25 protein-coding genes and 1 pseudogene are annotated in these 25,214 nt (G+C 43.2%); 18 read left to right on the forward strand and 8 right to left on the reverse strand.

Features of this window, described 5'->3' with window-relative positions; genetic code table 11:
• The 8 genes from F6K52_RS11335 to F6K52_RS11370 all read left to right on the forward strand — a co-directional run.
• Positions 1 to 704 (forward strand): tetratricopeptide repeat protein (locus F6K52_RS11335; RefSeq protein ID WP_293077449.1); only part of this gene is annotated, 704 nt, incomplete at its 5' end.
• Positions 705 to 1,324: 620 nt separating this feature from the next.
• On the forward strand, positions 1,325 to 1,798 hold the full coding sequence (locus tag F6K52_RS11340; protein WP_293077451.1) for a hypothetical protein: 474 nt from the start codon (positions 1,325 to 1,327) through the stop codon (positions 1,796 to 1,798).
• Positions 1,799 to 2,079: 281 nt separating this feature from the next.
• Positions 2,080 to 4,041: a LodA/GoxA family CTQ-dependent oxidase gene (locus F6K52_RS11345; protein ID WP_293077453.1), complete on the forward strand. Its 1,962-nt coding sequence runs from the start codon at positions 2,080 to 2,082 to the stop codon at positions 4,039 to 4,041.
• A 7-nt stretch (positions 4,042 to 4,048) separates the two neighbouring features.
• A complete protein-coding gene (locus tag F6K52_RS11350; protein WP_293077456.1) occupies positions 4,049 to 5,146 on the forward strand; it encodes an FAD-dependent monooxygenase in 1,098 nt (365 codons plus the stop codon).
• Between the two features lie 140 nt (positions 5,147 to 5,286).
• Positions 5,287 to 5,640 (forward strand): hypothetical protein, encoded by a 354-nt coding sequence (locus tag F6K52_RS11355; protein WP_293077458.1) that lies wholly within the window; start codon positions 5,287 to 5,289, stop codon positions 5,638 to 5,640.
• Positions 5,641 to 6,356: 716 nt separating this feature from the next.
• A complete protein-coding gene (locus tag F6K52_RS11360) occupies positions 6,357 to 6,623 on the forward strand; it encodes a hypothetical protein (RefSeq protein ID WP_070392892.1) in 267 nt (88 codons plus the stop codon).
• Positions 6,624 to 7,163: 540 nt separating this feature from the next.
• Entirely contained in the window at positions 7,164 to 7,703 is a 540-nt protein-coding gene (locus F6K52_RS11365) for a TRAP transporter small permease subunit (RefSeq protein WP_293077461.1), read from the forward strand.
• Positions 7,704 to 7,707: 4 nt separating this feature from the next.
• The gene (locus F6K52_RS11370; protein ID WP_293077463.1) at positions 7,708 to 9,039 is read left to right on the forward strand and encodes a TRAP transporter large permease subunit; all 1,332 of its coding nucleotides are present in this window, start codon (positions 7,708 to 7,710) and stop codon (positions 9,037 to 9,039) included.
• Here the strand turns inward: F6K52_RS11370 and F6K52_RS11375 are convergent.
• On the reverse strand, positions 9,036 to 9,317 hold the full coding sequence (locus tag F6K52_RS11375) for a hypothetical protein (RefSeq protein ID WP_293077465.1): 282 nt from the start codon (positions 9,315 to 9,317) through the stop codon (positions 9,036 to 9,038). The genes F6K52_RS11370 and F6K52_RS11375 overlap by 4 nt on opposite strands.
• 86 nt (positions 9,318 to 9,403) lie before the next feature.
• Between F6K52_RS11375 and F6K52_RS11380 the strand changes: the two genes are divergently transcribed.
• The gene (locus F6K52_RS11380; RefSeq protein ID WP_293077467.1) at positions 9,404 to 10,231 is read left to right on the forward strand and encodes an ABC transporter permease; all 828 of its coding nucleotides are present in this window, start codon (positions 9,404 to 9,406) and stop codon (positions 10,229 to 10,231) included.
• Between the two features lie 39 nt (positions 10,232 to 10,270).
• Here F6K52_RS11380 and F6K52_RS11385 read toward each other — a convergent pair whose 3' ends face one another.
• From F6K52_RS11385 to F6K52_RS11395, 3 genes are read right to left on the reverse strand one after another with little or no spacing between them, the layout of a single operon-like run.
• Positions 10,271 to 11,581, reverse strand: a complete 1,311-nt coding sequence (locus F6K52_RS11385; protein ID WP_293077468.1) for an ATP-binding protein — start codon at positions 11,579 to 11,581, stop codon at positions 10,271 to 10,273.
• Positions 11,582 to 11,583: 2 nt separating this feature from the next.
• Complete coding sequence (locus tag F6K52_RS11390) at positions 11,584 to 12,024, reverse strand: response regulator (protein ID WP_293077470.1); 441 nt, start codon at positions 12,022 to 12,024, stop codon at positions 11,584 to 11,586.
• A 30-nt stretch (positions 12,025 to 12,054) separates the two neighbouring features.
• Positions 12,055 to 14,091: a PAS domain S-box protein gene (locus F6K52_RS11395; protein ID WP_293077472.1), complete on the reverse strand. Its 2,037-nt coding sequence runs from the start codon at positions 14,089 to 14,091 to the stop codon at positions 12,055 to 12,057.
• Between F6K52_RS11395 and F6K52_RS11400 the strand changes: the two genes are divergently transcribed.
• A complete protein-coding gene (locus F6K52_RS11400) occupies positions 14,092 to 14,220 on the forward strand; it encodes a hypothetical protein (protein WP_293077475.1) in 129 nt (42 codons plus the stop codon).
• Between the two features lie 168 nt (positions 14,221 to 14,388).
• On the opposite strand, the gene F6K52_RS11405 is transcribed toward F6K52_RS11400, so the two are convergent.
• Positions 14,389 to 15,042 carry a hypothetical protein gene (locus F6K52_RS11405; protein WP_293077477.1) on the reverse strand — a complete coding sequence of 218 codons (654 nt, stop codon included), beginning with the start codon at positions 15,040 to 15,042 and terminating at the stop codon, positions 14,389 to 14,391.
• Positions 15,043 to 15,383: 341 nt separating this feature from the next.
• On the opposite strand from F6K52_RS11405, the gene F6K52_RS11410 reads away from it, so the two are divergent.
• The 5 genes from F6K52_RS11410 to F6K52_RS11430 all read left to right on the forward strand — a co-directional run bounded on the left by F6K52_RS11410 (position 15,384) and on the right by F6K52_RS11430 (position 17,658).
• The gene (locus F6K52_RS11410) at positions 15,384 to 15,551 is read left to right on the forward strand and encodes a hypothetical protein (RefSeq protein WP_293077479.1); all 168 of its coding nucleotides are present in this window, start codon (positions 15,384 to 15,386) and stop codon (positions 15,549 to 15,551) included.
• A gap of 49 nt (positions 15,552 to 15,600) precedes the next feature.
• On the forward strand, positions 15,601 to 16,494 hold the full coding sequence (gene argB, locus F6K52_RS11415; protein ID WP_293077481.1) for an acetylglutamate kinase: 894 nt from the start codon (positions 15,601 to 15,603) through the stop codon (positions 16,492 to 16,494).
• 331 nt (positions 16,495 to 16,825) lie between these two features.
• A complete protein-coding gene (locus F6K52_RS11420; RefSeq protein WP_293077482.1) occupies positions 16,826 to 16,954 on the forward strand; it encodes a hypothetical protein in 129 nt (42 codons plus the stop codon).
• A gap of 10 nt (positions 16,955 to 16,964) precedes the next feature.
• Positions 16,965 to 17,480, forward strand: coding sequence for a hypothetical protein (locus F6K52_RS11425; protein ID WP_293077483.1), 516 nt, complete (start codon positions 16,965 to 16,967; stop codon positions 17,478 to 17,480).
• A gap of 19 nt (positions 17,481 to 17,499) precedes the next feature.
• Positions 17,500 to 17,658, forward strand: a complete 159-nt coding sequence (locus F6K52_RS11430) for a hypothetical protein (RefSeq protein WP_293077485.1) — start codon at positions 17,500 to 17,502, stop codon at positions 17,656 to 17,658.
• A gap of 256 nt (positions 17,659 to 17,914) precedes the next feature.
• On the opposite strand, the gene F6K52_RS11435 is transcribed toward F6K52_RS11430, so the two are convergent.
• A complete protein-coding gene (locus tag F6K52_RS11435; protein WP_293077487.1) occupies positions 17,915 to 18,238 on the reverse strand; it encodes a PepSY-associated TM helix domain-containing protein in 324 nt (107 codons plus the stop codon).
• 140 nt (positions 18,239 to 18,378) lie between these two features.
• Here F6K52_RS11435 and F6K52_RS11440 point away from each other — a divergent pair, with 140 nt between their 5' ends.
• Together F6K52_RS11440 and F6K52_RS11445 are read left to right on the forward strand one after the other, a co-directional pair.
• A complete protein-coding gene (locus F6K52_RS11440; RefSeq protein ID WP_293077489.1) occupies positions 18,379 to 19,212 on the forward strand; it encodes a DUF3153 domain-containing protein in 834 nt (277 codons plus the stop codon).
• 119 nt (positions 19,213 to 19,331) lie between these two features.
• Positions 19,332 to 21,089 carry a protein kinase gene (locus F6K52_RS11445; RefSeq protein ID WP_293077491.1) on the forward strand — a complete coding sequence of 586 codons (1,758 nt, stop codon included), beginning with the start codon at positions 19,332 to 19,334 and terminating at the stop codon, positions 21,087 to 21,089.
• 238 nt (positions 21,090 to 21,327) lie between these two features.
• On the opposite strand, the gene secA is transcribed toward F6K52_RS11445, so the two are convergent.
• Complete coding sequence (gene secA, locus F6K52_RS11450; RefSeq protein WP_293077493.1) at positions 21,328 to 24,144, reverse strand: preprotein translocase subunit SecA; 2,817 nt, start codon at positions 24,142 to 24,144, stop codon at positions 21,328 to 21,330.
• Positions 24,145 to 24,235: 91 nt separating this feature from the next.
• Here secA and F6K52_RS11455 point away from each other — a divergent pair, with 91 nt between their 5' ends.
• A complete protein-coding gene (locus tag F6K52_RS11455) occupies positions 24,236 to 24,367 on the forward strand; it encodes a hypothetical protein (RefSeq protein ID WP_293077495.1) in 132 nt (43 codons plus the stop codon).
• Positions 24,368 to 24,472: 105 nt separating this feature from the next.
• Here the strand turns inward: F6K52_RS11455 and F6K52_RS11460 are convergent.
• Positions 24,473 to 25,214, reverse strand: a pseudogene (locus F6K52_RS11460) (hypothetical protein); the annotation flags it as partial.

Raw genomic sequence — 25,214 nt, forward strand, 5'->3', positions numbered from 1 at the left:
TCCCTAAAATAGTAGCGCACTTGTTAGCCGCACCAGCCAAGATACAAGAGGGAGCGATACTAGCAAGAGAGGGGAAAATAGAGGAGGCTATTTCTGCCTATCAAGAAGCACAAAAACTCAATCCTGATATTGACCTCAACCAAGATACAGAGGAAATAGACAAAGACCCTAAAATAGTAGCGCACTTGTTAGCCGCACAACCTAAGGTAATTGAAGGAGCGATACTAGCAAGAGAGGGGAAAATAAAGGAGGCTATTTCTGCCTATCAAGAAGCGCAAAAACTCAATCCTGACATCGACCTCAACCCAGATACAGAGGAAATAGATAAAGATCCAAAAACAGTGGTGCAACATTTCGCTACACAAAGGAAGGTAAGACTGGGTAGGTGGCTAGCAAGAAGGGGGAAAATAGAGAAGGCTATTTCTGTCTATCAAGAAGCGCAAAAACTCAATCCTGACATCGACCTCAACCCATATACAGAGGAAATAGATAAAGATCCAAAAACAGTAGCGCACTTGTTAGCCGCACTAGCCAAAGTGCATCAGGGAGGAAAACTAGCAAGAAAAGGGGAAATACAGAAGGCTATTTCCGTCTATCAAGAAGCACAAAAACTCTATCCTGACATCGACCTCAATTCAAAGACAAAGGAAGTAGACAAAGACCCTAAAACAGTAGCCCAACAGTTAAACCGAGACTCGAAATAATCAATTTACAGTATTGATAAGGCTTGTAACTGGGGTTACCGGAACTTAAAGATTTTTCCAAATTCTGATCGAATGAAAATGATGTAAATGGGTGGTGCGATGCGATTCTCCTACAGAGACGCTACGCGAACGCGAAGCGTGGCCAAAGGCCTCAGCTTCCGCTAAAAGCGATCGGCGAAGCCGCGCCAAAGGCGATCGCTGACCAGCCAGTTAGACTACCTACAATTTCATTAGATAAAAATAAAATAATATTATCAGGAACTTCTACCCACGTGACTAGTGTTATTAGGAGCATTATCAATGATAATAATCATTACTTTATCAGGAAACTCTTGAGATAACAAGGTTAATATATATTTATATTAACTGCTCCCTTTCAACCAAAATACTATGTCTTAACCTATGCTTAAGTTGCTATTAGCTAAATATGTTATCATCCTAACTATTTAATTGTAACTAATTATTACAATAACGAAAATTTATCCAGATTTTTTTTTTCACTTGACAACAATCTTAGCCAATAGTTATACTATAAACATCCCAAAAAAAGCCGCGCTTTTCGCTTGACCGGCCACAAGCGCGGCTCTTTCCCAAACTACAGTTTAGGTAACTCTATCATAATGGCAAAACAACGATTTATTCATCATTCCATCGATTATCGTGAAGCAATGGAGGGTCTTGAGCAGCTTGGACAACAGAGGGAACCGAAGCAGGAAAATTTGTGTCCCTATCCGATCACGGAGCGAGAGCAAATTCTAATCCGACTATACAGTTATTCTCAATTGGGTATGACACCGCAACGGTTCTACCAGAAGTGGGACGTAACTCACGAAGATATAGCTTTGATCTGCTCCTGTTCTGTTCACACGGTTAATGGCTGGTTTTCCACCAGTCGTCGCTGTTACCCTCCCACTGCTGGTCAGTTGCGCCATCTGGCGATTATGGATTTTTTGTTGGAAGATTTTGAGACTATTCCGAGGGAGTTATTGGAGCGATGCAGCGCGGTCTTGGGGGTTTCCCCCATGAGCGACTGCATCAAGACAGCGATTGTGCTTGAAGGAGGAGAGAATGTAGAATTAAGAATGGAGAATTAAGAATTGAGAATTGAGAATTGAGAATTAAGAATTGAGAATTGAGAATTGAGAATGGAGAATTGAGAATGGAGAATTAAGAATGTAGAATGGTGAAGGTTGGGCGTTGCTGAATCAAGGAATGAATATGCCATACCTGGTTTTGGTAACGCCCCCTGAATCCCGCAAATTTGGGGGACGCAAGAGAGTTTTTTGACCCCCAAATTTGGGCATAATCATACCCAACATCAGCAACGCCCCTATTCTTAGCAATTTATTCACTTGTACGGCTACTAAGATACATCATGAATCAGGAAATTACGAAAGTAAGTATTTACCCACCTATTGGTATTGCACGCATTGGAAATGCTCCGGCCAATAATCCAGTCGATTACTATATCGCGCCTGAAATTCCCGGTCAACCAGCTCAAGTGGAAGGGGGTTATAAAGATAGCCAGGGTAGGCTCAAAAAGCAGGTTGTGCGTTTTCGCATCTACGGTTTGAATGACAATGATGAGGTCATAAAAGAGCTTACTGTCGATGATGATGCGACAATTACATGGCGGGTTCATGTGGCAAATCGCAAAGCCGGATGGTATGAATTTAACAATGCTATGGATCTTGGAGAACTTGCTCTTCCTGCCCAATTCCGGAACTTCTCAATTCAGGGTGAAGACCGCCAACAACTAATTATTGACCCAGGCTCAAAATCAATTTCTGGAATTGAAGTCAGTGGCTCTCAATATCATTTGACTGGTGGAAAGTTCTTCGGTAAAGAAGTACCCCTCGGAGAAATCAGAACCGATCATAAAGGTCGTTTGCTGTTCTTTGGTGGTGAGGGCAAATCAGAGTCATACACAGGTAAAGAAGCAACAACTTTTGCTAACAATGACGGCTGGCACGATGATGTCTGTGATGGTCCAATCAGAGCAACAGTAGTCTATAATGGTCAAACCCTGGAAGCTGAACCAGCAATGGTTGTTGTTACCCCTCCCAATTTTGGACAGGGATTATACGGGGTGGTAACGATGTATGATGTGGTACTGAATTTGTTTATCCAGGAAGGATGGGTTTCTGGTCCAAGTCAACTTAATTTTTGGCAGCATATCTACCCAATTTTTGAGCGAATGAGTCAAACCCAATGGGTAAACTCTGGCTTTTTCTTCTTATTTGGTAAAAATTCACCCAGTGACTTGACTGAACCCGGATTAGTAGCCCAACTATCCGATCCTTCCGAGGCTTCTAAACCAGGCCGGATGAGATTATTTGAATGGTTCAGAAATCCTAACAGCCAGGAATACGAACCAGCAGAGATTCCTCCTTTTTATGGGGATGCATTTGGCGAATATAACAACTTGCCTCAAGTTGACCTTGCCGTTACCGAAACACAATACCAATGGCTGGAGCAATGGGCGGAGGGTAACTTCAGCTCAGATCCCCTTGATGTCTGCAAGTCTTTCTACGAGTTGTCTCCACCAAAGCAAGCAGAAGCCCTAACTATTGCTCCCTTAGAAGAATGTCTGGGAGGACCGTTTCACCCAGGGATTGAAATTACCTGGCCGTTGCGTAATCTGATTATGTGGGAGAAGCCATTTCGGTTAAAGGTATTGCCTGAAGGGGAACAGCCACCGGATGATTTTGGATACTGGCTAAACCCCCAAATTGCTGTAGGAGCGGATGGACCTTTGGATGGCAGTGGACCAGGAACTCTGACCCGCTGGCTGGGTGTGCCCTGGCAAACTGATGAAGCTAGTTGTCTGTCAGGATACGACCCTTCAACCTATCTGCCGTTGCCTTCATTCTGGGCAGCCCGCGTCCCTAACCAAGTCTTGAGCGAAGATAGTTTTAAACGTCTCACTGACCCAAATTTGAATATTGCCCAACGTCTCAAACACTTTGATTACCGCCAGGATTGGCTGCGGGATTTAGGGAGTCAATATCAATTAAGGATCAACAATATGGTCAAGCAATGGTATCAACTTGGTATTATCGCTCAACACCCAGTACCTGAAAGCAAAGAGGAGGAGTTTTTGCCCAGCACCCTATGGATAGAATCAGATCGCGGACCGTTTGCTCAGTCAGATCCAAGTTTTGAGCAAGTCTTACGGGCTGAAAATGCTCAGGAAGCAGATCGGGAAGCAGATCGGGAACCAGATGAGAAATCACATATAGAAAAAGCTCAAGACATTCTGTCCGCAGTTTCTCGAGCAGTGCCGGAAGAAAGACCCAAGCAGGAACGTCCATTGTTTAAACGCGACGAGCGATAAACAGTTCATGGATAGCCGACAGGTTATTATTATCGGTGGCGGTGTAGCTGGGACCGCCACGGCTTTAACACTCGCTAGACGGGGGATTGCAAGTTTAATTATAGAAGCTTCAGCTCAGATTACCACTAAAGTTGGTGAAACTATTCCCCCTAATGTATTGCCACTTTTGAAGATATTTGGGCTAGATCGATGCTTAAAAGAACCAGAACATTTGGTTTGTCATGGAAATCAATATATCTGGGGAGGAGAGTCGATCCAGGAAAAACTCTTTATCTTCGAGACTAATGGCAATGGATGGCATTTGAACCGTCTGAATTTTGAAAAGCACCTCTATCAACTGAGCAAGGATCAAGCCGTAGAGTGGTTAATGGGTTGTAAATTCTTAAAAGTTGAGCAGGATCTCGATAACAATTGGCAGCTTACTGTTAATTGTAAAGGCGAGCCACGAACCTGGCGATCGCATTTTCTGGTGGATGCTACAGGTAGAATAGCCAAACTGGCTCAATGTTTGGGCGTTAAGCGAGAGCAATACGATCGTTTGATCGGTCTAGCATGTCCGTTTAACCTGCAACTGAATCACACCATTGCTCACTATACCTATATCGAAGCAGTAGAAAACGGTTGGTGGTATGCAACGGTTGTACCTGGTAATCGCTTAATGGCGGTTTTTCTGACTGATGCCGATTTGTTGTCTAAAGCTATGCTCAATATTGATTTGTACCAAGAAGCATTAAGCAAAACCCACTTAATCGGCGCTTTGGTAAAAGATTATCTAATTTCGGACTCAAATAATAAAATTACGATCCGAATGGCAAATAGTTCCCATTTACGGCAGGTTTTTGGAGAAAACTGGTTGGCTGTAGGGGATGCTGCTTTTGCCTATGACCCAATTTCATCTTACGGGATTGCTTCTGCCTTAGGAGGAGGTTTTTATGCTGGTAATGCGATCGCCGATCATTTAATGGGCAAACGAGAGGCACTTCCTGCCTATAGCTTTATCCATGAAAAAAACTACAAACTTTACTTGGAAATGCTAGGTCACCAATACCAATTAGAACAACGTTGGTCTAATAATATCTTTTGGAAACGGAGACATGAGAGCTAAAAAGTAGACTGTATAAGCGACCTAGCTCTCATCCCTGTCTTGATGCAGTCCGTCCCCACTCGCGCTTTGCATCAAGACACGATTCTTTCATCATCAAGCTCGATTATCACGAAGCCTTCGCGTCGCGTGTGCGTAGCACAATGGAGCGTCTTGAACAGCTTGGACAACAGACGGAACCGAAGCAGGAAAATTCCTATCCCTATGCCATCACGGAACGAGAGCAAATATTGATCCGACTATACAGTTACTTGGAATTAGGTATGACACCGCAACGGTTCTACCAGAAGTGGGACGTAACTCACGAAGATATAGCTTTGATCTGCTCCTGTTCCGTTCACACGGTTAATGGCTGGTTTTCCACCAGTCGTCGCTGTTACCCTCCAACTGCTGGTCACTTGCGCCATCTGGCGATTATGGATTTTTTGTTGGAAGATTTTGAAACTATTCCGAAGGAGTTATTGGAGCGATTGTGCTCGCAGAGTGTTGAAGGTTGAAGGTTTTAAGGTTGAAGGTTTTAAGGTTGAAGGTTTTAAGGTTGAAAGCAGAAGGCAAAAGGCAGAAGGCAGAAGGCAGAAGGCAGAAGGCAGAAGGCAGAAGTCAGAAGTCAGAATTTCCAATTCTACATTCTTAATTCTACATTCTTAATTCTTAATTATTAATTCTAGATTCTACATTCTTCATTCTTCATTCTACATTCTCAATTCACCATTCAAAGGCAATCGCTGTCTTGTTTGGAATCTCTTCAGAAAAAAATGGATTAGATACTGAACTATAGCTAAAATAACTTATAGCAGTTATTGCATTTATGAGGTAAACTTATCAACCTAAAAGTCACCCTTTTTAAGGGAGACCAACGGGGGATATCTTTGTACCTCATGGGAAATAGAATTGCTATAACGTTAATCATTCTTAACAAAAAAGGTACCCTTAAGGGTACTGCGAAGCCAGGGGATTATCTGACATTCTATAAATATCTTGATTGAAATGAATTGTAGCAAGAGGTAAAACTCATGGCTTACAAAGCCTTTCATCCCTGTGTCTCCTAAGTTCTGATCAAATTGGGAGTAGATCAAAGTGGCAGCAGAGATGAACGATTTACTATCAGAGCAAGCTGAAACCCTTTTTTAAGGGGGGTTAGGGGGGATCTATGTACCTAATTTCAAAAGTGACATGCTCCCAAATCAGATTAGCTTATCCTAGGAGAGAAATTATGACACCATCACCATCTGAAATTGAGAATACAATTCCGAATTGGGCATTCGAGACCCTTAAGGTATCAACCATCAAATCCTTAATACGAATTCCTGTTTTAATCTTGATTTCAATTCTTTGGAGCCCTTTGGTATTTATGCTCTGGAATTGGCTAATGCCCACAATGTTTGACATTCAAAAAGTTTCATGGCTTCAAGCAATTGGGCTGACGATTCTAGCGAGATTGTTATTTACCTATGAATATCCGGTAAAAAGTAATGGGTGATTCTTACAATATCCAGTCCAATGACACCACCATCAATTGGAGACAGTGTATTTCTTTTTTTCTGTGGTCGATGTTGAGTTCGCTGATTGAACCTATAATAAAATACTCACTCGTTATTGTTCTATGGAACTGGCTAATACCAGAAATTTTCGGACTAGCCCCGGTCAATCCTTTTAAAATCCTTGCTTTCCTCTGTTTATTAACGTTCTTCCGGTCAACTTTATTTTTATCCTGTAGCCGGGGAAAGCTGAGTATATCGCTTGAACCGATCGATAGTTAAAGAGCGTAATGATTTGTGATATCAAAAGATAGGTCTCAAATTGTTAATAATACCTACAGCGGTTTGCCATTCAGTTAGGCCTTTCGTTCTGGGTTTTTAGGGAGCAGGGAGCAGGGAGCAGGGAGCAGGGAATAGAGGGATTTTTGGCAACTTTACACAAGTTAAGACAGCGAGGTTTATTTTTGTCCAGCTACTTAGCGACTTGGGACTTGCTATGTTAAAATATCATTCCAATAGCTGGTAAGTGAGGAGTGTGGCTATTGCAACAACTATTACGTATCTCTAGAGTAATTGATAGCTTTAACGAGAGAATCGGTCGCTTAACCTACTGGATTTTGCCACTGATGATCATGATTGGTGTGTGGAATGTCGTTGGTCGCTACTTGGGACGTTTTATAGGAGAAAATTTGAGTTCTAATGGGTTTATCGAAACTCAGTGGTACTTATTTGACTTAGTATTCCTGTTGGGGGCGGCTTACACTCTTAAGCATAATGGCCATGTGCGAGTGGATGTTTTTTATAAGAGTTTGAGGCCAAAGGCTCAAGCGATCGCTAATTTAATTGGGACATTATTGTTCTTAATTCCCTTCTGCATCATGGTAATTTATTTTTCTTGGGGGGCAATTGTTAATTCCTGGACGATTCAAGAGATGTCCCCAGATCCAGGAGGGTTACCCCGTTATCCAATTAAATCCATGATTATTGTCAGCTTTGGGTTGCTGATTCTTCAAGGAATCTCAGAAGCGATCAAAAACTGGGCAATTTTTGCGGGATATTTGGCACCCCAGGAGGAGGACTAAAACCATGGGTTATGACTGGTTAGGTCCAGCCATGTTTGGCGGTGCCTTAGTATTACTTTCCATAGGTTACCCGGTAGCCTTCTCCCTAGGTGGGGTGGCAATTTTGTTTGCCATCATAGGAGTGAGTTTGGGTATCTTTGACCCGATTTTCATGACCGCTATGCCCCAGCGGATTTTCGGGATCATGGGCAACTACACTCTCCTAGCCGTGCCCTACTTTATTTTTATGGGTTCGATGCTAGAAAAATCTGGCATTGCTGAGCAGCTGTTGGAAACCATGGGAATTCTGTTTGGACGGCTGCGAGGGGGATTGGCCTTAGCGGTGGTAATTGTGGGAGCGTTGCTGGCGGCATCTACTGGAGTCGTTGCCGCAACAGTAGTAGCCATGGGACTGATTTCCCTACCAATTATGTTGCGCTACGGTTATAACAAAGAACTAGCCACTGGGGTAATCGTGGCATCGGGGACATTAGGACAGATTATCCCCCCGAGTGTAGTCCTGGTGGTATTGGCGGATCAGTTAGGAATTTCCGTAGGAGACCTGTTTATCGGTTCCGTGATTCCTGGTTTAATGATGGCTGGGGCGTTTGCCATTCACGTGGTCATTGTAGCATGGCTCAAGCCAGACGCAGCACCAGCCCTACCCCTAGAAGTCCGAAATATCAGTGGCAAAGCGTTGGGAAAGCGGGTGATCCAATCAATGGTACCGCCGTTATTGTTAATTCTATTAGTATTGGGCAGTATCTTTTTTGGCATTGCTACTCCAACGGAAGCAGGGGCTGTGGGTTGCCTGGGCGCAATAGTATTGGCTGGTGTGAATGGTCAGTTGAATTTGCCATCCCTGCGACAGAGCTCTGATGCCACGATGCGGATTACCAGCATGGTGATTTTTATATTGCTCGGTTCAACAGCATTTAGTTTAGTGTTTCGTGGCTTGAATGGCGATCGCGTCATGGAAGCGATGCTGTTAAACCTTCCCGGCGGTTACATTGGCTTCCTAGTAGTCAGTATGTTAACTATTTTCCTACTAGGCTTCTTTATAGACTTTTTTGAGATTGCCTTTATTGTAGTACCGCTGTTTGCTCCAGTGGCTCAACAGCTTAACCTTGACTTGGTCTGGTATGGGGTAATTATCGGAGCCAATCTCCAAGCCTCATTTCTGACACCACCCTTTGGCTTTGCTCTGTTTTATTTACGGGGTGTGGCTCCACCAGAGGTAAAAACCATGGAAATTTACCGAGGTGCGATTCCGTTTATTCTGTTGCAACTGCTGGTGTTAGTGTTGATTATTGCCTTTCCTGGTATTGTCAGTTTCTTGCCATCTTTGAGTACTTAGACTTCGCGGCAGTTGTCGGGAACAGGGAACAGTGGAACAGGCATCTTGCCTGTTAAAATTCCCAGTCGGGAGTCGGGAGTCGGGAGTCGGGAGTCGGGAGTCGGGAGTCGGGAGTCGGGAGTGGAACAGGCATCTTGCCTGTTACAATTCCCAGTCGGGAGTCGGGAGTCGGGAGTCGGGAGTGGAACAGGCATCTTGCCTGTTACAATTCCCAGTTCATGTATGGTGGGCAGTGCAGCAGACAGATCATGAAGCTTGCAAAGGGCGTTGGTAGGCACTTCCCACCCTACGATTAATGACTTGTGGTAGTCGGTAGTATTATTGATTAATGTAAAGGAAAATTAACTTAATTGAAACCGATACTGTGAAATCCAATCTATCACTGCCCCATCAAAACACTATAAAAGGGTCCCAGTTACCGACTATAGTCACAGATAGCCTCACGGTTTTGTGGGGGGACTGGCTAAAGTTACGGGTGCGAGCCACCCAAGTCGTTGCTAGTGGGCTAATCTCCCCAGTGATCTACATCTTAGCATTTGGTCTTGGCCTAGGGAGTACGTTAGATCGGACAATGACTCCCCCAGTTGGTGAATCCTATTTAGAATTTATTCTGCCAGGAATGGTGGCGCTGTCGTCTATGACCATTAGCTTTGCTGGCACCACCTTTTCCATTTGCGGTGATCGGCTATACACGAAAACCTTTGAGGAAACCTTGTTGATGCCAGTGCATCCCTTAGCCTTGCATGTGGGCAAAATGATGGCGGGGATTTTGCGGGGATTAATGACATCTGCTTCAGTGATTTTGGTAGCAGTGCTGTTTACTGGGAAAGTATGGAGTTTTCTCAATCCCTTATTTCTATTATTGCTAGTGCTTAATTGTGCTGTGTTTGCGGGTTTAGGGGTGATAGTGGGATTGAATGTCAAATCCTTGGAAATGGTTGGTCTTTTCAACAACTTCTTAATTGTTCCGATGTCGTTCTTAGGTGGGACGTTTTTTGACCCAGAGACCTTACCTACAGCCCTAAAAGTGATTGTCTATCTATTGCCTCTAAGTTATACCAGCACTGGACTCCGGGCTGCTGCTTACTTACCTGTGTCCGAGTTTCCCTGGTATGCGATACCGATTCTGCTGGGGTTTGCGATCGCACTTTCTCTATTTGGTGCTCACCAATTTGCTCACCAGCAAGACTGATTAGGCATACTTACCCTGAACAGCTTAACCACCATTAACCTAAGACCTAACACCTGAATAACGGGATGAGTGTAATGGCAATGTGACCGTAAAGGCTGTACCAACTCCCACTTCACTCTCTACACAAATCTCACCACCGTGGAGGTTAACACATTTTTTGACAATTGCTAATCCTAGTCCGGTACCAGAGATAGTACCAACATTACTACTGCGCTGGAAAGCCTCAAATAAGCCTTTTTGGTCTTCTGGGGGGATGCCAATCCCGGAATCTTGGATCCGGAACATAGTACTATGATCACTCATGATCAGATCAAATTGGATATCACCCCCATCCGGTGAATACTTAATCCCATTGGAGAGCAAATTAGACAGAATTTGCCGCAAAAGTTTTTCATCTAGATAAGTTTTGTCAAACCAACCCTGACTAATACAGCAGGAGGTTTCCTTTGTATTATCCATACAGTTAAAGTTAATAGTCAACCCAGGCTTAGCTGTTAGTTTAAATTCTTCCACAATTTCCTGACAGAATCCTAACAAATCCATAGGTAATGGTTTGAATTCCAATTTTCCTGCCTCAGCTTTACTGAATAGCAGTACATCACTCACTAACTTAGTCAGATGTTTAACCGTGGTTTGAATCCGTTGAAAATGACGTTGCTTTTTTTCGTCAGACCATTTATGACTATAATGTTCTAATAATTCTGCGGAAGATAGGATGGTGGCTAGTGGGGTGCGATATTCATGAGAAACGACAGAAACAATCCGAGATTTGAGGTCATTGAGTTCTTTTTCTTTATTCAACGCCTGACGAAGTTCTTCTTCCAAGCACTTCCGACTGACAATTTCCCGTTGCAGGTACTGATTTTTTTTCCTTAATTCATCGGTTTGTTCCGCAACGCGATGCTCTAATTCCTCATTGAGTCGTTGCAATTGCTCCTCACTTTGTCGAAGCTGCTTCATAGTATTGGCTCGCTCAATGGCATAGCGAATTGTGCGAATCAGCAATTCACTATCAATTTTGCCCTTGACTAAATAATCTTGTGCTCCTTTTCGTAATGCTTCTAGAGCCGTAACTCTATCATTAAGACCCGTTAACACCACAATGGGTAAATCCGGTACTACCTCGTGGGTTTTTGTTACCGTAATTAATCCCTGTTTATCTGGTAACGATAGGTCTAACAAGACTATATCAAAATGATGTTTCCTGAGGGAATCAATAGCATCTTGTAACTTTTCTACCTGCACCAGTGACCACTGAATCTCTTGGGCATCAGTTAAAATGATTTGGAGAAGATCCGCATCAGCTGGGTTATCTTCTACTAGGAGTATTTTTAGGGAATGGGTGTCCATATTTATTGATATGATGGCAGTCTAACAAGGTCTAACCAAAATTCTTCAATCTGCTTCACCATCGACAGAAAATTTTCCCAATCAATGGGTTTACAAATGTAGCAGTTAGCTTTTAGTTTATAAGTATTGATAATATCTTGCTCAGATTGAGATGTGGTTAATATAATAATTGGTATCGTACTTATCTGGGGGTCTTGCTTGATTTCTTGGAGAACCTCGCGACCATCTTTTTTAGGTAAATTCAGATCCAGAAAAATTAAAGCTGGACGTGGGGCTTCCTGATATTTTCCCTGCTGACGGAGGAATGCGATCGCTTTAGCACCATCATCAACCCAATGAAAGTTACTAGATAGGTTGCTATCACATAATGCCTCTAAAATGAGTTCGGCATCACTCGACGAATCTTCTACCAGCAGAATATCAATTGCTTGAGTATTTGTCATAATATTTTATGATGCCAATTCTTAAAATTTTTAGATAATGTTTAAATCCTGATGATGCTGTGGTATTGAGAAGTAGAATGTTGTGCCTACTCCTAGCTCTGAATCTACCCAAATTTTTCCCCCATGACGCTCTACAATCTTCTTACAAACTGCTAGACCAATGCCTGTGCCGGGATACTCACGGCGGGTATGCAAGCGCTGGAAAATAGTGAAGATGCGCTCAAAGTACTCGGGCTCAATACCAATACCATTATCACGAACTGAAAAGATCCATTCCTTAGCCTTCAGTTTCGCTGAAATATAGACTCTGGGTAGCTCTTGGCTGCGAAACTTAATAGCATTACCGATGAGATTTTGCAGAAGTTGACTCAATTGTATATCATCCCCCATCACTACAGGTAAGGAGTCATGGGTAACTATGACATCGCTCTCGATAATCGCTACATTTAAATTGTCTAAAACCCGATTCAGTACTACCTCACAGTCAGTAACTGCTAATTCTTTACCATGGGTTCCCACCCGAGAAAAACTCAGCAGATCCTGGATTAACTGCTGCATATTGGTAGCGCCATCTACGATGTAATGAATATACTTATCTGCTTGAGCATCCAGGTTACTCTGGTATTTTTTAGCTAAGAGTTGGGTGTAGCTACTAATGGCTCGTAGTGGTTCTTGTAAATCATGGGAAGCCACGTAGGCAAACTGTTCTAACTCACGGTTAGATCGGGATAAATCTTGATTAAGTCTTTTGAGTGCCTCTTGAGCTTCTTTACGCTCTGTAATTACCTCAGTACTCATAATGATACCGCTAATTTTCCCAGCAATGTCAACCCAAGGACGGATTTCCCACTTGAGCCACTGTTGTTCACCATTAGCGCGAATAAACAAATCTTCTTCACACTCTACTGAATCACCTTCTAAACACCGTTGGTGTATTGTCTTCCAACGCTCAGGAGTTTCTGGAAATATGTCGTAGTAGCTTTTGCCAATGATGTTGTCATCAGATATTTTGTACTCTGAGTACCAGTGGCGACTCACAAACTGGTACCTCATCTGCTGATCGAACATGGCAATAGCTGCGGGTACATATTCCAAAAATAGGTTGAGCAGCTCTAGGTTGTTGCCTAATTCCGACTCAATCTGGCGGCGCTCCCTGATTTCAGCTTTTAAGACTTCATTGGCTGCTGCTAGTTGCTTTGTTCGTTCTAATACTCGTTTTTCTAACTCTTCATAGGCTTGGCTGAGTACATCCTCCTCTAGCTTGCGCTTTGTGATATCCTCTACCACGGAGACGACTCCGATGACGGTACCATCAGATTCAATTAAGGGAGCATTGTGCCACTGGCAAAATATACTACTGCCATCTTGTGGATGGTAGTTTTCCGTAATGCAGTTGCTGTACTGAAAATTCAAACAGTCTTGCAGAACTCGTTGGAGCTGCTCTACGGAAGATTGCGGCTTCATCAATTCATGGGCACGATGCCCAAAAGCATCAATCTTTTTATAGCCAAAAATTTTCTCGGCTACATGGTTCCACTGCATCACTTGACCATCCAGGCTCCACTCAATGAAACCAAGGGGAGTTTGCTCTACCAGGAGGGACAAGGCTTGTTGGGATCTCAGTAGTTCTTCTAGGGTTTGTCTACGTCCAGCAATTTCCTTTTCCAGAGCTGTGTTAGTCGCTTCCAGTTGAGCTGGACTCGACAATGCTAAGACTTTCGGCATCACTACTATTAGTGCGATCGCGCTAGACAGAGAAAGTATGGCACTAGTGCCTTTGACTAAACCAGAGAGCCAATAATCTGGATGCCAAATTGTCCAGACCTCCAGCAAGTGACTGGTCCCACAGAAAAAAACCAAGGCACTAAATAGTAATAAAATCTTCAGTAATGGCAGATCTTGGTTTTTAGACCAAAAATAGATCAGCAACAGCAGAATAGAGTAATAGGATAGGGCAATTAGCAAATCCGATCCAGCATGAATTCCAACTAATTCAGGCTTCCAGACATAGCCATGCTCGTGGGATAGATAATGACCGGAGAACATGTCTTGTAAGGTTTTGAGCATATGCCGTTGGTCAATTGGGCAAGAATTTCCAGCAACACCGACGGTAACAGCAATGGTCAGATTAACCAGCTTGGTTTCTTACCAAGTAGCAAATCTCCTAGTTATCCGTTGGAGTTAATTCCCTTTTAAAGGGGAACTGGGTATCAAGAAGGTAATCACCTCCGATGACACTAAGACACACTTGGTTATTCTATTCTTAGCGTTTTCACCACCGACTGTAAATCTGTGAAATTACGGAATTTAAAATTACCCCACAACAATTCTTTGCCCAGAGAACTTTAAATAATAATTTGGGACTTAGGTAGCTGGATTTCTCTTTCTATTCAAAGATTGCAGCATCACCTGCCAGCATACCTGGCTGAAATAGAGAGTGATGTTCATAATACCCAATAACCGAGTGGCATCTTCTAGCATGGCTCGGCTTCCTTGTCCTGACAAATGGGATGAATCCACCAAACCAGATATGACAAATAAAATTGCCGCAATCATCAGGAGTATATATGGTGTAGCTCGAATTATCCTCCAAAACGCTAATCCATAGAGGATGGCACCCATGCCATAAATAAAATACACCGGCGCTTTGGAAATCCCTTGCTTTGCTAGTATTAAATTAATCCTGAAGACATCATCAATTAATAATATTCCAATGCCAATAGCAGAGTATAAAATAAATCGATTTATTTGTTTTTTTGGCTGAATTTTGTTTAGCAAGAACCAGCACCATAAACAAATGGTTACTACTACGCACCACATTAATTCAGACACAGCTGATAAAGTGCCGATGTAGGGGCGATTTAGAAGAAAAGGATCATCAAAAAGTCTTACAACTATATAACCCCTGTCCTGAATCTTGACATAGATACTTAAAACTAAAAATAGTAGAATAATTAAGCTGTTAGACCAAAGAATATAATGATCGTGGCGCAGCTGTTTTAGAAGGATTTTCAGCATTGAAGTGAAACAGGTAACTAAGCAATTGTTTGTTAGGCTATATACTTAAGCTAACACAGGAGCTAATGGTAATCGGTCATTGCTCGGTAGTAGTGAGGGAAAATTACTGATTACTAATTTCTCATTAAGGTAAATTTAATATAAAGCCCGGCTTTAAGCTGGTAGCCTTGTTTTATTATTTTAAATTAGTCTTGACTTGTGCTTGTAAATCCGCAATTTTTTAGAAAAACTATCTGATTTCAATATCTGGGTGAGGTACCTGGTCCTAGGTGAATGGGAGTAGGGAGCCGGGAGTAGGGAGTAGGGAGTAGCTATGCAGCGCGGTCTTGGGGGTTTCCCCCATGAGCGACTGCATCAAGACGGGAGTAGGGAGTAGGGTCGAAAATTATACCTATATCACCTCCATGGGTAGGGTGGGCAAAACCTTGCCCACCCTACTACAGGTAGCTGAAGCTTTGTCTGTTCCAATTTTTAAGGAACGAGCCATTCTATCTAGCCCTAAGCCCTGAAAATGATTTAAACTGCTGTGGATGTGATTATAGATTTGAGTGATTGCCTATGCTCTATACTCAAGAGTACATAAGGGAAACTGAAGCAACCCGGGTGCGGGTACTTAGTGAAGCACTACCCTACATCCAAAAGTTTGCTGGTCGCACAGTGGTGGTTAAGTATGGTGGTGCGGCAATGAAAGACAGCAATCTCAAAGATCAGGTAATCCGGGATATTGTCTTCTTAGCTTCTGTGGGTGTACGACCAATAGTTATCCACGGTGGTGGTCCGGAAATCAATAGCTGGCTGGGGAAATTAGGGATTGAGCCACAATTTAAGAATGGTCTGCGGGTGACCGATGCTGCCACGATGGATGTAGTGGAGATGGTGCTGGTGGGTCGGGTTAATAAAGAGTTAGTCTCTCGAATTAACCACGCTGGTGGTAATGCTGTCGGGCTATGTGGCAAAGATGGTAACTTATTCGTAGCACGCCCAGAAGGTCAAAAGGGTATTGGCTTTGTTGGGGAAGTGAGTAGTGTAGATGTGCGACTAGTAGAGTCTTTGGTTAATAGTGGCTACATTCCAGTAGTGTCTAGTGTGGCGGCTGATGATACTGGCCAAGCTTACAATATCAACGCTGACACGGTTGCCGGTGCGATCGCAGCTGCTTTAGAAGCAGAAAAGCTGATCTTGCTGACTGATACCCCTGGGGTTTTGACGGATCCTAAAGATCCATCTAGCCTGATTCCTAAGCTAGATATTCAACAATCACGGGAGTTGATTGACACTGGAGTAGTTTCTGGTGGCATGATTCCTAAAGTAAACTGCTGTGTGCGATCGCTTGCCCAAGGGGTACGTGCCGCTCATATTATTGATGGTCGCATTCCCCATGCCCTGCTCCTGGAAATCTTTACCGATGAAGGAATCGGTTCGATGATTGTCGGATCAGCATTTACCAACTAAGGAAAAATGGCAAATGGCAAGTAGGAAATTGTTAATTGAGGCTCTTCCGTACTTGTTATGCTAAATAAACACTTTTGCAAAGGGACTTCGGAGCAGGGACTGAGGCCGTTGGCCACGCTAAGCGAACGGAGCAGGGACTTCGGAGTAGTCGGAAGAGGCGGTATTCAGAAAATTTTGCTAGTTAAATAGCCTCAGAACCCCTGTAAAGTAAGCTTTATAAGCTTTTTAACTGTACATTTAGCATCAAAGGTACTGAAGAACCTTAATTGAAAATGGAAATTAATAATTAATTCTTTAATTATTAAAAATTAATAGATAGTTTATCGTAGCTATGAGGTACGAATTATTTTTTACCTCTTCTCTCTTACGACTTAGCTATTCCGTACTCCCTGCTCCCTGCTCCCTGCTCCCTAAAAACTATAAATTTGTACCTCACAAGTTGTTGAATTGCTATAATTAAAGAATGACTAATGGCTAATGAAAAATTATACCTTGAGTACCAGTCAGGAAAAGCAGCATTTGAACGAGGAGAATATCGTGCTTCTATAGAGCATTTGACCACAGCCAGGAATTTGGTAAATCTATCCTCTGGGCTCGGGGGAGAGGTGCAAATGTGGTTGGTGATGGCTTATGAGGCAGCTGGGCAAAAAGCGGAAGCGATCGCACTTTGCCAACAGCTGACTAGCCATCCTGACCTAGACACCTCCAAACAAGGTAAAGATTTACTCTATATTCTGCAAGCTCCTCAGCTTACTAGACCAGCAGAATGGATGACCAACATTCCTGACTTAGGTGCGATCGCAGAAAGTGACGACCGGGAGAGTTATGTGTATAAGTCTTTTAGCGGACGCAACCAGCCTAGCCTAGGCTTGGTACCAGAACCCCTAGATCCTGCTGAGATTAACACTAAGGATAATCAATTCGTCTGGCTAGCTGTTGGTGTGGTGAGTTTAACCCTGGGTGGATTGATTTGGTTTGGACTTTGATATAGCGGTTGTAAATATGGTGAGGTACATATTTTCTGGTTTTAGGGAACAGGGAACAGGGAACAGCGATGCAGCGCGGTCTTGGGAAGGCAGCGCGGTCTTGGGGGTTCCCCCCATGAGCGACTGCCGTGGTTTCCCCCATGAGCGACTGCATCAAGACGGGAACAGTGAAGATTAACCCAAAGCTAACCCCTCCCAGGAGGAGCAGAGGGAACAGGAAAAAAAATTGGTGTACCTCATTAGGCTAAATACCGCTATATTAGCAGCAGAGACTGTTTCTTGAACTTTGCTTAAATCCAAGGGTTGGGTGGGTCGCACCGCTCCCGACTCCCTGCTCCCGACTCCCTGCTCCCTGCTCCCTGCTCCCTGCTCCCTGCTCCCTGCTCCCTAAAAAAATGTACCTCACCGAATTAAAAACGGCTAGAGTCACTTGATTAACTATCTGGGGCAGTTTTTTTATCTGTCGCTTTGCTGGAAAAAATACCTTTCTTGCTGATACTTTTCCAATACATTACTATACCTGTAACTAACATAAAAATTAACGCTAAACCATTTAAAAGTACATAAATTGGCTTTAGTTGATCACCAAGGAATCTTCCTTCATGAATCACCATTAAAATATGGGCTTGATCTTTGGAAAGCCCAAACCAGCTTCTCGCTAATCGATAGGCTATCCCGGTGATTGCCGTGATCATGAAAGGCAGTAATATGATTGGAGCTAAAGTACTATGCAGTTTACGTAAAGTAGGCTTATTCATAGGATTTGGGCTAGTTTATGAGATTCTCTGACATTATTACAACATGCTATAGTATCAGTTTTGGGTTATATATTATGTAACAAATCGACCTATTGTTTAATACATCCCTAAAGACACTAAGAAAAAAAGGAGAAGGGTTGGTGAAGTTAAATTTTGTGAGTTTAAGGCAGTTGGTTAGTCGAACTCTGGGGCATTTACGGGTTCTGGGGGTGGTTGTGCTGGTATCAGTGCTACTGTCTGGTTGTGTCAAATATGATCTTGGGGTCAGGTTTGACGGTGAACACCATGGCAAGATTGTCCAGCAGATCAAGCTTGGAGAACAGCTGACAAAGTTGAGCGATGCTGAGGCCACTGAATGGCTCAGAAGTCTCGAAAGTCGGGCAAAGCAGCTTCAGGGCAAAACCCAGCGCCTCTCAGACCGAGAAATTGCGATCGCAATTCCCTTTAACAACGGTAAGGAATTAGTATCCAAGTTTGAGCAGTTTTTTAACCCAGTTGGTCACCCAGAAGATCCTCGATTAGCAGCAGAGAGTGATAGTAACCCAAGTTTTAACTCTAATTTACGCCTAGATCAAAACAACTTTTTTGTGGTGCAACGAAATCACTTAAGCTATGACCTGGATTTGCGCAGCCTAGGGGTAATCAACTCTGATAATGGCAAGGTTGTGGTTACTACTGGTTCACTGTTCGATTTGCAGTTTAGCCTAGAGACCCCTTGGGGAGCAAACAGTATTGAGAAATCTCCCAATGCTATTCGTCCCAAGATTTACGATGATGGACATCAGCTAGTTTGGACACTGCAACCTGGTCAAATTAACCATATCGAAGTGGCATTTTGGCTACCCAGTTCCCTAGGTATTGGTATGATTATTATCATACTGGTGGTATTAGGTGGTTTCTACGTAAAATACAAGTCTTTCCCCTGGGAAAAAACTGAAACTAATCAACCAGCAATACCATCAAACGTGATGTAGTTTAAACCAGTTAGAGTTATACCAGTTAGAGAAACTAGTAATAGCTCTTGGTTTCTTAACCACTAAATTTATCAACATTTAACCCCGCAGGTTAAATGTTGATAAATTTCTATAAGCTTATGAATAATTGTCTAGAATTTAAAATTCATGGCTATCAGATCATCAGGGAGTTAAAGTGCAATCAAGCCGTTGGCAAAGACACTTACCTGGCGATAAAGATTAACACTCAACAGTATGTTGTAATTAAGCAGTTTCAGTTTATTAAAAATAACACAAACTGGTTAAATTATGACACATACGAGCGTGAAATTCAAGTGCTGCGAGGATTGGAACATCCGGGTATACCCTGCTATCTAGATTCCTTCCAAACTGAAGATGGCTTTTGCCTAGTTCAGGAGTATAAACAAGCCTCATCTCTGGCCAAACCGCGAAGTTTTAGTCCTGATGAAATTAAGCGAATTGCGATTTATTTGCTGGAAATTTTTGTCTATCTCCAAAACCGTATTCCCTCAGTAATTCATCGGGATGTTCAACCAGCTAATATCTTGGTAGATGATGATCTCAATGTCTATCTGATTGGTTTTGGTTTTGCCCGACTGGGGGATGGAGAAGTAGGGGTTAGTAGCCTGGTTAAAGGAACCTTAGGCTTTATGCCACCAGAGCAATTATTTCGGCGTCAACTAACCGAAGCATCAGATCTCTATAGTGTAGGGATCACATTAATTTGCTTATTGAGTAATACCAAAGCAGAAGATATTGATGATTTAGTTGATATCCGCTATCAGGTTAATTTTCAGCATTTAATTCCCAAGGTGAGTCCCCATTGGGTGAAGTGGTTAGAAAAAATGGTGGAACCCCAACTGGAAAACCGCTATCCCAATGCTAGAGCAGCTCTAGCCGCTATACCTACTGACCCGATTTGTTTACCAAAGGTTGACTTGAGTCACACTAGTCTGGAGTTCACCGGGACTAGCTTGGGCAAAAAACTGACTCACTCGATCTCGATCAAGAATCCTATACCTGATACCACTTTAACTGGAAAGTGGGAAGTTGCGCCCCATCTTAACGATCCACCTCATACCCCCGATTACCATAGCTGGATTTCTTTGGAGCCAGCCACCTTTGAAGGGAATGAAGTTGAGTGCAAAATCACCATTGATACTGGAAAGTTGATGGCAGATAAAACTTACTACAGACAAGTTTTACTGCACACAAATTCTTCGCCTAAGACCTATTCGTTAGATATTAATCTCAAAACTGCTCCTATCCCAATTACTCGAAAAAAACTCCCCTACACTTACCTAGCCCTATTGTTACTATTTGCTGTAGCTGTTGATTGGATTATAGCCTCTAGTCTGCTGATCTACGGAACTCTAATGGGAATTAGTGCGACACCTGGTTTTAGCACCTTAGCTGGGGCAGCGGTAGGTTTGGAATTGGCAGCTTGGTTAACGGCAACAGCTGGTCGAAACTCAGGAGCAATGGCAGGAGGAACGGCTGGTATTTTAGTTGGTATGGTTACCTGGGTAACGGCTTTGACTGGATTGGTAGCAACAGCAGAAGCTACAACAGTGGTTGGGGCTGTAGCTGGACTAGTGGGTGGATTGATGAGTGGGGTAGCAATCGGTATTGTGGTAGAAAAGTTTATGGATAGGGGATTGACTAGGCATTTTTCGATCTGGCTGTCACTGGTGAGTACAGCGTTTGGGAGTAGTTTGGGTCTAATTTTTATCCTGGGATTGCTTGATCCATTGGTACCAGCGGCTGTGGTAGTAACCGGTATCCCCTTAGTGGCAATGATTACTTATATTCCTTTACAACGAGCCAGAAAGATTGCTGAGTATCGTCAGGCAGAACGGAAGTTGATTAGACCGTAGAATTAAGAATTTGGAATTAAGAATTAAGAATTAAGAATTAAGAATTTGGAATTTAGATAAGAATTAAGAATTAAGAATTTAGAATTTGGAATTAAGAATTTGGAGTTAAGAATTTGGAATTCTACATTCTACATTCTGCATTCTGCATTCTGCATTCTACATTCTACATAAGACATTCTACATTCTACATTCTTAATTCTACATTCTTAATTCTGCATAAGACATTCTACATAAGGTATTACACTGCTTGTGGTTGCATTTGTGGCTGGAACTGGAACAGGGAATATACCACATTCCGGCGGATATCGATCATCATTTCCAAGAACATCTCATAGCCTTCCTGCTTATACTCAATCAGGGGGTCTTTTTGGCCATAACCTCGTAATCCCACTGACTCCCGTAGGGCATCCATGGATTGTAAATGCTCTCGCCAGAGGTTATCGATTTGATTCAAGATAAAGAATCGTTCAGCTTGTCGCATTAGTCCTGGCTGGATTTGATCGACTTGAGCTTCCTTGATATCGTAGGCTTTGCGGACTTCTTCATGGAGGAAGGTTTTGATTTCCCCGACAGTCATATCTTCTAGATGCTGTGGTTCTAGATCTTGCAGTAAGTAGACAAATTCTTTGACCTTTCCTACCAAGCTCTCTAAATCCCACTCTTCTGGTGGTAACTCTGGGTTAACGTAGGCATCTACAATATCACTCATGGTCTTTTCGGCATACTGGATGACTTGTTCTTTTAGGTCTAGTCCTTCCAGCACTCGCCGTCTTTCTGCATAAATTGCCCGCCGTTGGTTGTTCATTACCTCGTCATACTCAAATACCTGCTTCCGGGTATCGTAGTAGAAGGTTTCCACTTTTTTCTGGGCATTTTCTAAGGAGCTGGTGAGCATCCCGGATTCGATGGGCATATCTTCCTCAACCCGGAACATATCCATCATCCTTGCTACGCGATCGCCTCCGAATATCCGCAGGAGATTGTCTTCCAAACTTAGGAAAAATCGGGTAGAACCAGGGTCACCTTGCCGTCCAGCTCGTCCTCTGAGTTGGTTATCAATACGGCGGGATTCATGACGTTCAGTGCCAATAACGTGCAAGCCACCTTTTTCTACCACTTCATCATGTTCTTGGGTGGTTAATGAGTCATATTCCCCTTGAATTGCTTTATAGACTTCCCGCAGCTTTTGAATAACTGGGTCATTGGTGGGAGCATTTTCTGAAGCGATCGCTAATTTCTCTTCTGCTTCTAATTCCGGTAAACTCTGCTCTCCATACTGTTCAACTGCAAAATTTACTGCCTCTTTTAGGATTTGTTCGGTTTCCCGGGACAATTTGGTAGGGAAAATGTGAGGGCTAACCTTCCAGCTTTTCGGTTTCTTTCCTGGAGCAAACCCAACCGCGTCCGATTTAGGCTTGGCAGCAGTTACCCCTATGGGGGCAAAGGCTTCGTCTTGCTCTGGCTGCACTATTTTGGGCATAAAATATTCCCGTAGCTTCAGCCGTGCCATGAAGTCAGCATTACCTCCCAAAATAATATCTGTTCCGCGCCCGGCCATGTTGGTGGAAATAGTCAAGGCTCCTTTGCGTCCTGCCTGAGCCACAATTTCTGATTCCCGCTCCACATTTTCGGGTTTAGCATTGAGCAGGTTATGGGGTACCCCCTTTTCGGCTAACAGACCCGACAACAACTCGGATTTTTCTACACTGGTGGTTCCCACTAGCACCGGACGTCCTTGCTCATGGAGTTCAGCACATTCTTCTGCTACTGCCCTCCACTTAGCTGGCTCGGTCTTGTAAACCACATCGGAAACGTCTCCACGTTTAGAAGGTTTGTTAGTGGGAATAATGGTAACTTGCAAGTTGTAGATTTTTTCAAATTCCGCTTCTTCTGTTTTGGCGGTACCTGTCATACCAGCAAGTTTAGGATAGAGCAAGAAGAAATTCTGATAGGTAATGGTTGCCAGGGTTTGGGTTTCATTTTGAATGTCTACCCCTTCCTTGGCTTCTATGGCTTGGTGTAGACCATCACTCCACCGCCGTCCTGCCAACACTCGGCCAGTGAACTCGTCTACAATCACTACTTCGCCATTCCGCACGATATAGTTGACATCTTTCTGAAACAGTTCCTTAGCCTTCAGGGCATTGGAAATATAATGAGCCCAAGGGTCTTTGGGGTCGTACAAATCTTTAACCCCTAGAAGTTGCTCTGCTTCGATAAACCCTTCATCGGTCATCAAGATGTTACGGGCTTTTTCATCAACTTCGTAGTGTCCTAGTTGTTCAGGATTTTCTGGATCTTCTGGGTAGAGCATGCGGACAATTTCTGCTGCCTTAATGTACTTCTCCGTCGGTCGCTCCACTTGCCCAGAAATAATCAGTGGGGTTCGGGCCTCATCAACCAGTACTGAGTCTACTTCGTCAATAATGCAATAATTAAAAGGACGTTGCACCACATCTGACATTGCTGTGGCCATGTTGTCCCGCAGATAGTCAAAGCCTAATTCACTGTTGGTGCTATAGGTTATATCACAGGCATAGTTCTTTTGCCGCTCAAGGGGCGACATTCCCGATTGAATCAGCCCCACAGTCAGACCTAGGAAGCGATGAACTTGTCCCATCCATTCCGCGTCCCGACGGGCTAAGTAGTCGTTAACGGTTACAATGTGAACCCCTTTACTATCGATGGCATTGAGATAAGCTGGTAAAGTAGCCACCAGGGTTTTTCCTTCACCAGTTTTCATCTCCGCAATTTGCCCTTTGTGCAGGACAATGCCACCCATGACTTGGACATCATAGTGACGCATTCCCAGCACTCGCTTTCCTGCTTCCCGCACTACAGCAAAGGCTTCTGGCAGAATTTGGTCAAGAATTTCATCACGCTCTTGACTAGTGTTGGCTTTCTCCAGCTGCTGTTTAAACTCTGCGGTTTTGCCCCTGAGTTGTTCATCCGATAGGTGCTGGATGTCTTCTTCGAGGAGGTTAACTTCTACAACATCAGGTTGGTACCGTTTGAGCTTACGTGCGTTTGGATCACCAATTAGTCTCTTAAGCATAGCAGGAGAGGGAGATGTATAGTTGTGGGATGTATAGTTGTGCGTTTAGGGACACTTTTATAGATATCCTACCAAACTCCTGTGTGAAAAGATGGGAGAAGATCGGGTAATGTATTTGTCAATAAACATGAAAGTGTGGGAAGGGTGGCGAGGGTGGGAGGTGTGGGGAGATAGGGAGATGGGGAGATGGGGAGATGGGGAGATTTTTATTAAGGTTAATTAGTATGACTCTAATAGGTAATTGAATACTAACCCAACTATACCTTATTCTCTGGCTTGCTATACCTATCATCTCATCATCCCATCATCTCATTATCCCATCATCTCATCATCGCTTTTCCCTTGCTCCGATCGAGCCAATCTTCCAAGGATAAATTAAAACAATTAATCGCCGTAATAGGTAAGTAATCATTCTTTTTGAAAGGTATGGTGTCAGGGATTTTAATCCTTCTCGCTGGACTTTTCTAAGGTAAAAGACTATTCCTATGAAAAAATCATGCCAGCGTCTGCCCCAGTATTCTTTCTGAATTCCCCCTGGATCAAGACGTATATTGTAGGAATTATAATTATATATATTTAATGAATTGAGTTGAGTTAGACCTTCTTGCTCTGCAAACTGTTCATAAGTGATGCCATTGTTACGAAACTCGGGATTAGTATCGGGATAAATCCATTCCGATACCATCCAATCTTGACTAGCAAACAAGAATTCTGCACAATTTTTCGTTACCTGAGCATATTTCAGTCTAATCCCAATGGGAATTTCCGCCCAAGGACCATGCTGCCAGACGAAATCTGGGTCAAAAAATGCTTTAAATGCTAGGTCTTTGCCATTAATTCTCAGGCGAGCTACCCGACCAACCATGCCAGCTCCAGCTATTTCTACCTCAACTTTCATTCCCCCTGTAGATAGCATTTCAGGATGAATTGGAGCTGGTTGTATAGGCAAATCCTGGCAGGGCAAATCCTGGGAAAGCATGACTTTGGAATATACCCCCTTGGGGTTGACCTCTAATTTTTTCCTAGAAGGCTTTGCCCGTACCACATATTTTTGACTGTGCTGACACACT

This window comes from Moorena sp. SIO3H5 (assembly GCF_010692395.1).
In the GTDB taxonomy this organism is placed as follows: Bacteria; Cyanobacteriota; Cyanobacteriia; order Cyanobacteriales; family Coleofasciculaceae; genus Moorena.

Coding starts and splice junctions, on each gene's coding strand:
- F6K52_RS11340 (WP_293077451.1), top strand. CDS start 1,325: ATGGCAAAACAACGATTTATTCATCATTCCATCGATTATCGTGAAGCA.
- F6K52_RS11345 (WP_293077453.1), top strand. CDS start 2,080: ATGAATCAGGAAATTACGAAAGTAAGTATTTACCCACCTATTGGTATT.
- F6K52_RS11350 (WP_293077456.1), top strand. CDS start 4,049: ATGGATAGCCGACAGGTTATTATTATCGGTGGCGGTGTAGCTGGGACC.
- F6K52_RS11355 (WP_293077458.1), top strand. CDS start 5,287: ATGGAGCGTCTTGAACAGCTTGGACAACAGACGGAACCGAAGCAGGAA.
- F6K52_RS11360 (WP_070392892.1), top strand. CDS start 6,357: ATGACACCATCACCATCTGAAATTGAGAATACAATTCCGAATTGGGCA.
- F6K52_RS11370 (WP_293077463.1), top strand. CDS start 7,708: ATGGGTTATGACTGGTTAGGTCCAGCCATGTTTGGCGGTGCCTTAGTA.
- F6K52_RS11385 (WP_293077468.1), bottom strand. CDS start 11,581: ATGGACACCCATTCCCTAAAAATACTCCTAGTAGAAGATAACCCAGCT.
- F6K52_RS11390 (WP_293077470.1), bottom strand. CDS start 12,024: ATGACAAATACTCAAGCAATTGATATTCTGCTGGTAGAAGATTCGTCG.
- F6K52_RS11395 (WP_293077472.1), bottom strand. CDS start 14,091: ATGCTCAAAACCTTACAAGACATGTTCTCCGGTCATTATCTATCCCAC.
- F6K52_RS11400 (WP_293077475.1), top strand. CDS start 14,092: ATGCCGTTGGTCAATTGGGCAAGAATTTCCAGCAACACCGACGGTAAC.
- F6K52_RS11405 (WP_293077477.1), bottom strand. CDS start 15,042: ATGCTGAAAATCCTTCTAAAACAGCTGCGCCACGATCATTATATTCTT.
- F6K52_RS11410 (WP_293077479.1), top strand. CDS start 15,384: ATGAGCGACTGCATCAAGACGGGAGTAGGGAGTAGGGTCGAAAATTAT.
- argB (WP_293077481.1), top strand. CDS start 15,601: ATGCTCTATACTCAAGAGTACATAAGGGAAACTGAAGCAACCCGGGTG.
- F6K52_RS11420 (WP_293077482.1), top strand. CDS start 16,826: ATGAGGTACGAATTATTTTTTACCTCTTCTCTCTTACGACTTAGCTAT.
- F6K52_RS11425 (WP_293077483.1), top strand. CDS start 16,965: ATGGCTAATGAAAAATTATACCTTGAGTACCAGTCAGGAAAAGCAGCA.
- F6K52_RS11435 (WP_293077487.1), bottom strand. CDS start 18,238: ATGAATAAGCCTACTTTACGTAAACTGCATAGTACTTTAGCTCCAATC.
- F6K52_RS11445 (WP_293077491.1), top strand. CDS start 19,332: ATGAATAATTGTCTAGAATTTAAAATTCATGGCTATCAGATCATCAGG.
- secA (WP_293077493.1), bottom strand. CDS start 24,144: ATGCTTAAGAGACTAATTGGTGATCCAAACGCACGTAAGCTCAAACGG.
- F6K52_RS11455 (WP_293077495.1), top strand. CDS start 24,236: ATGGGAGAAGATCGGGTAATGTATTTGTCAATAAACATGAAAGTGTGG.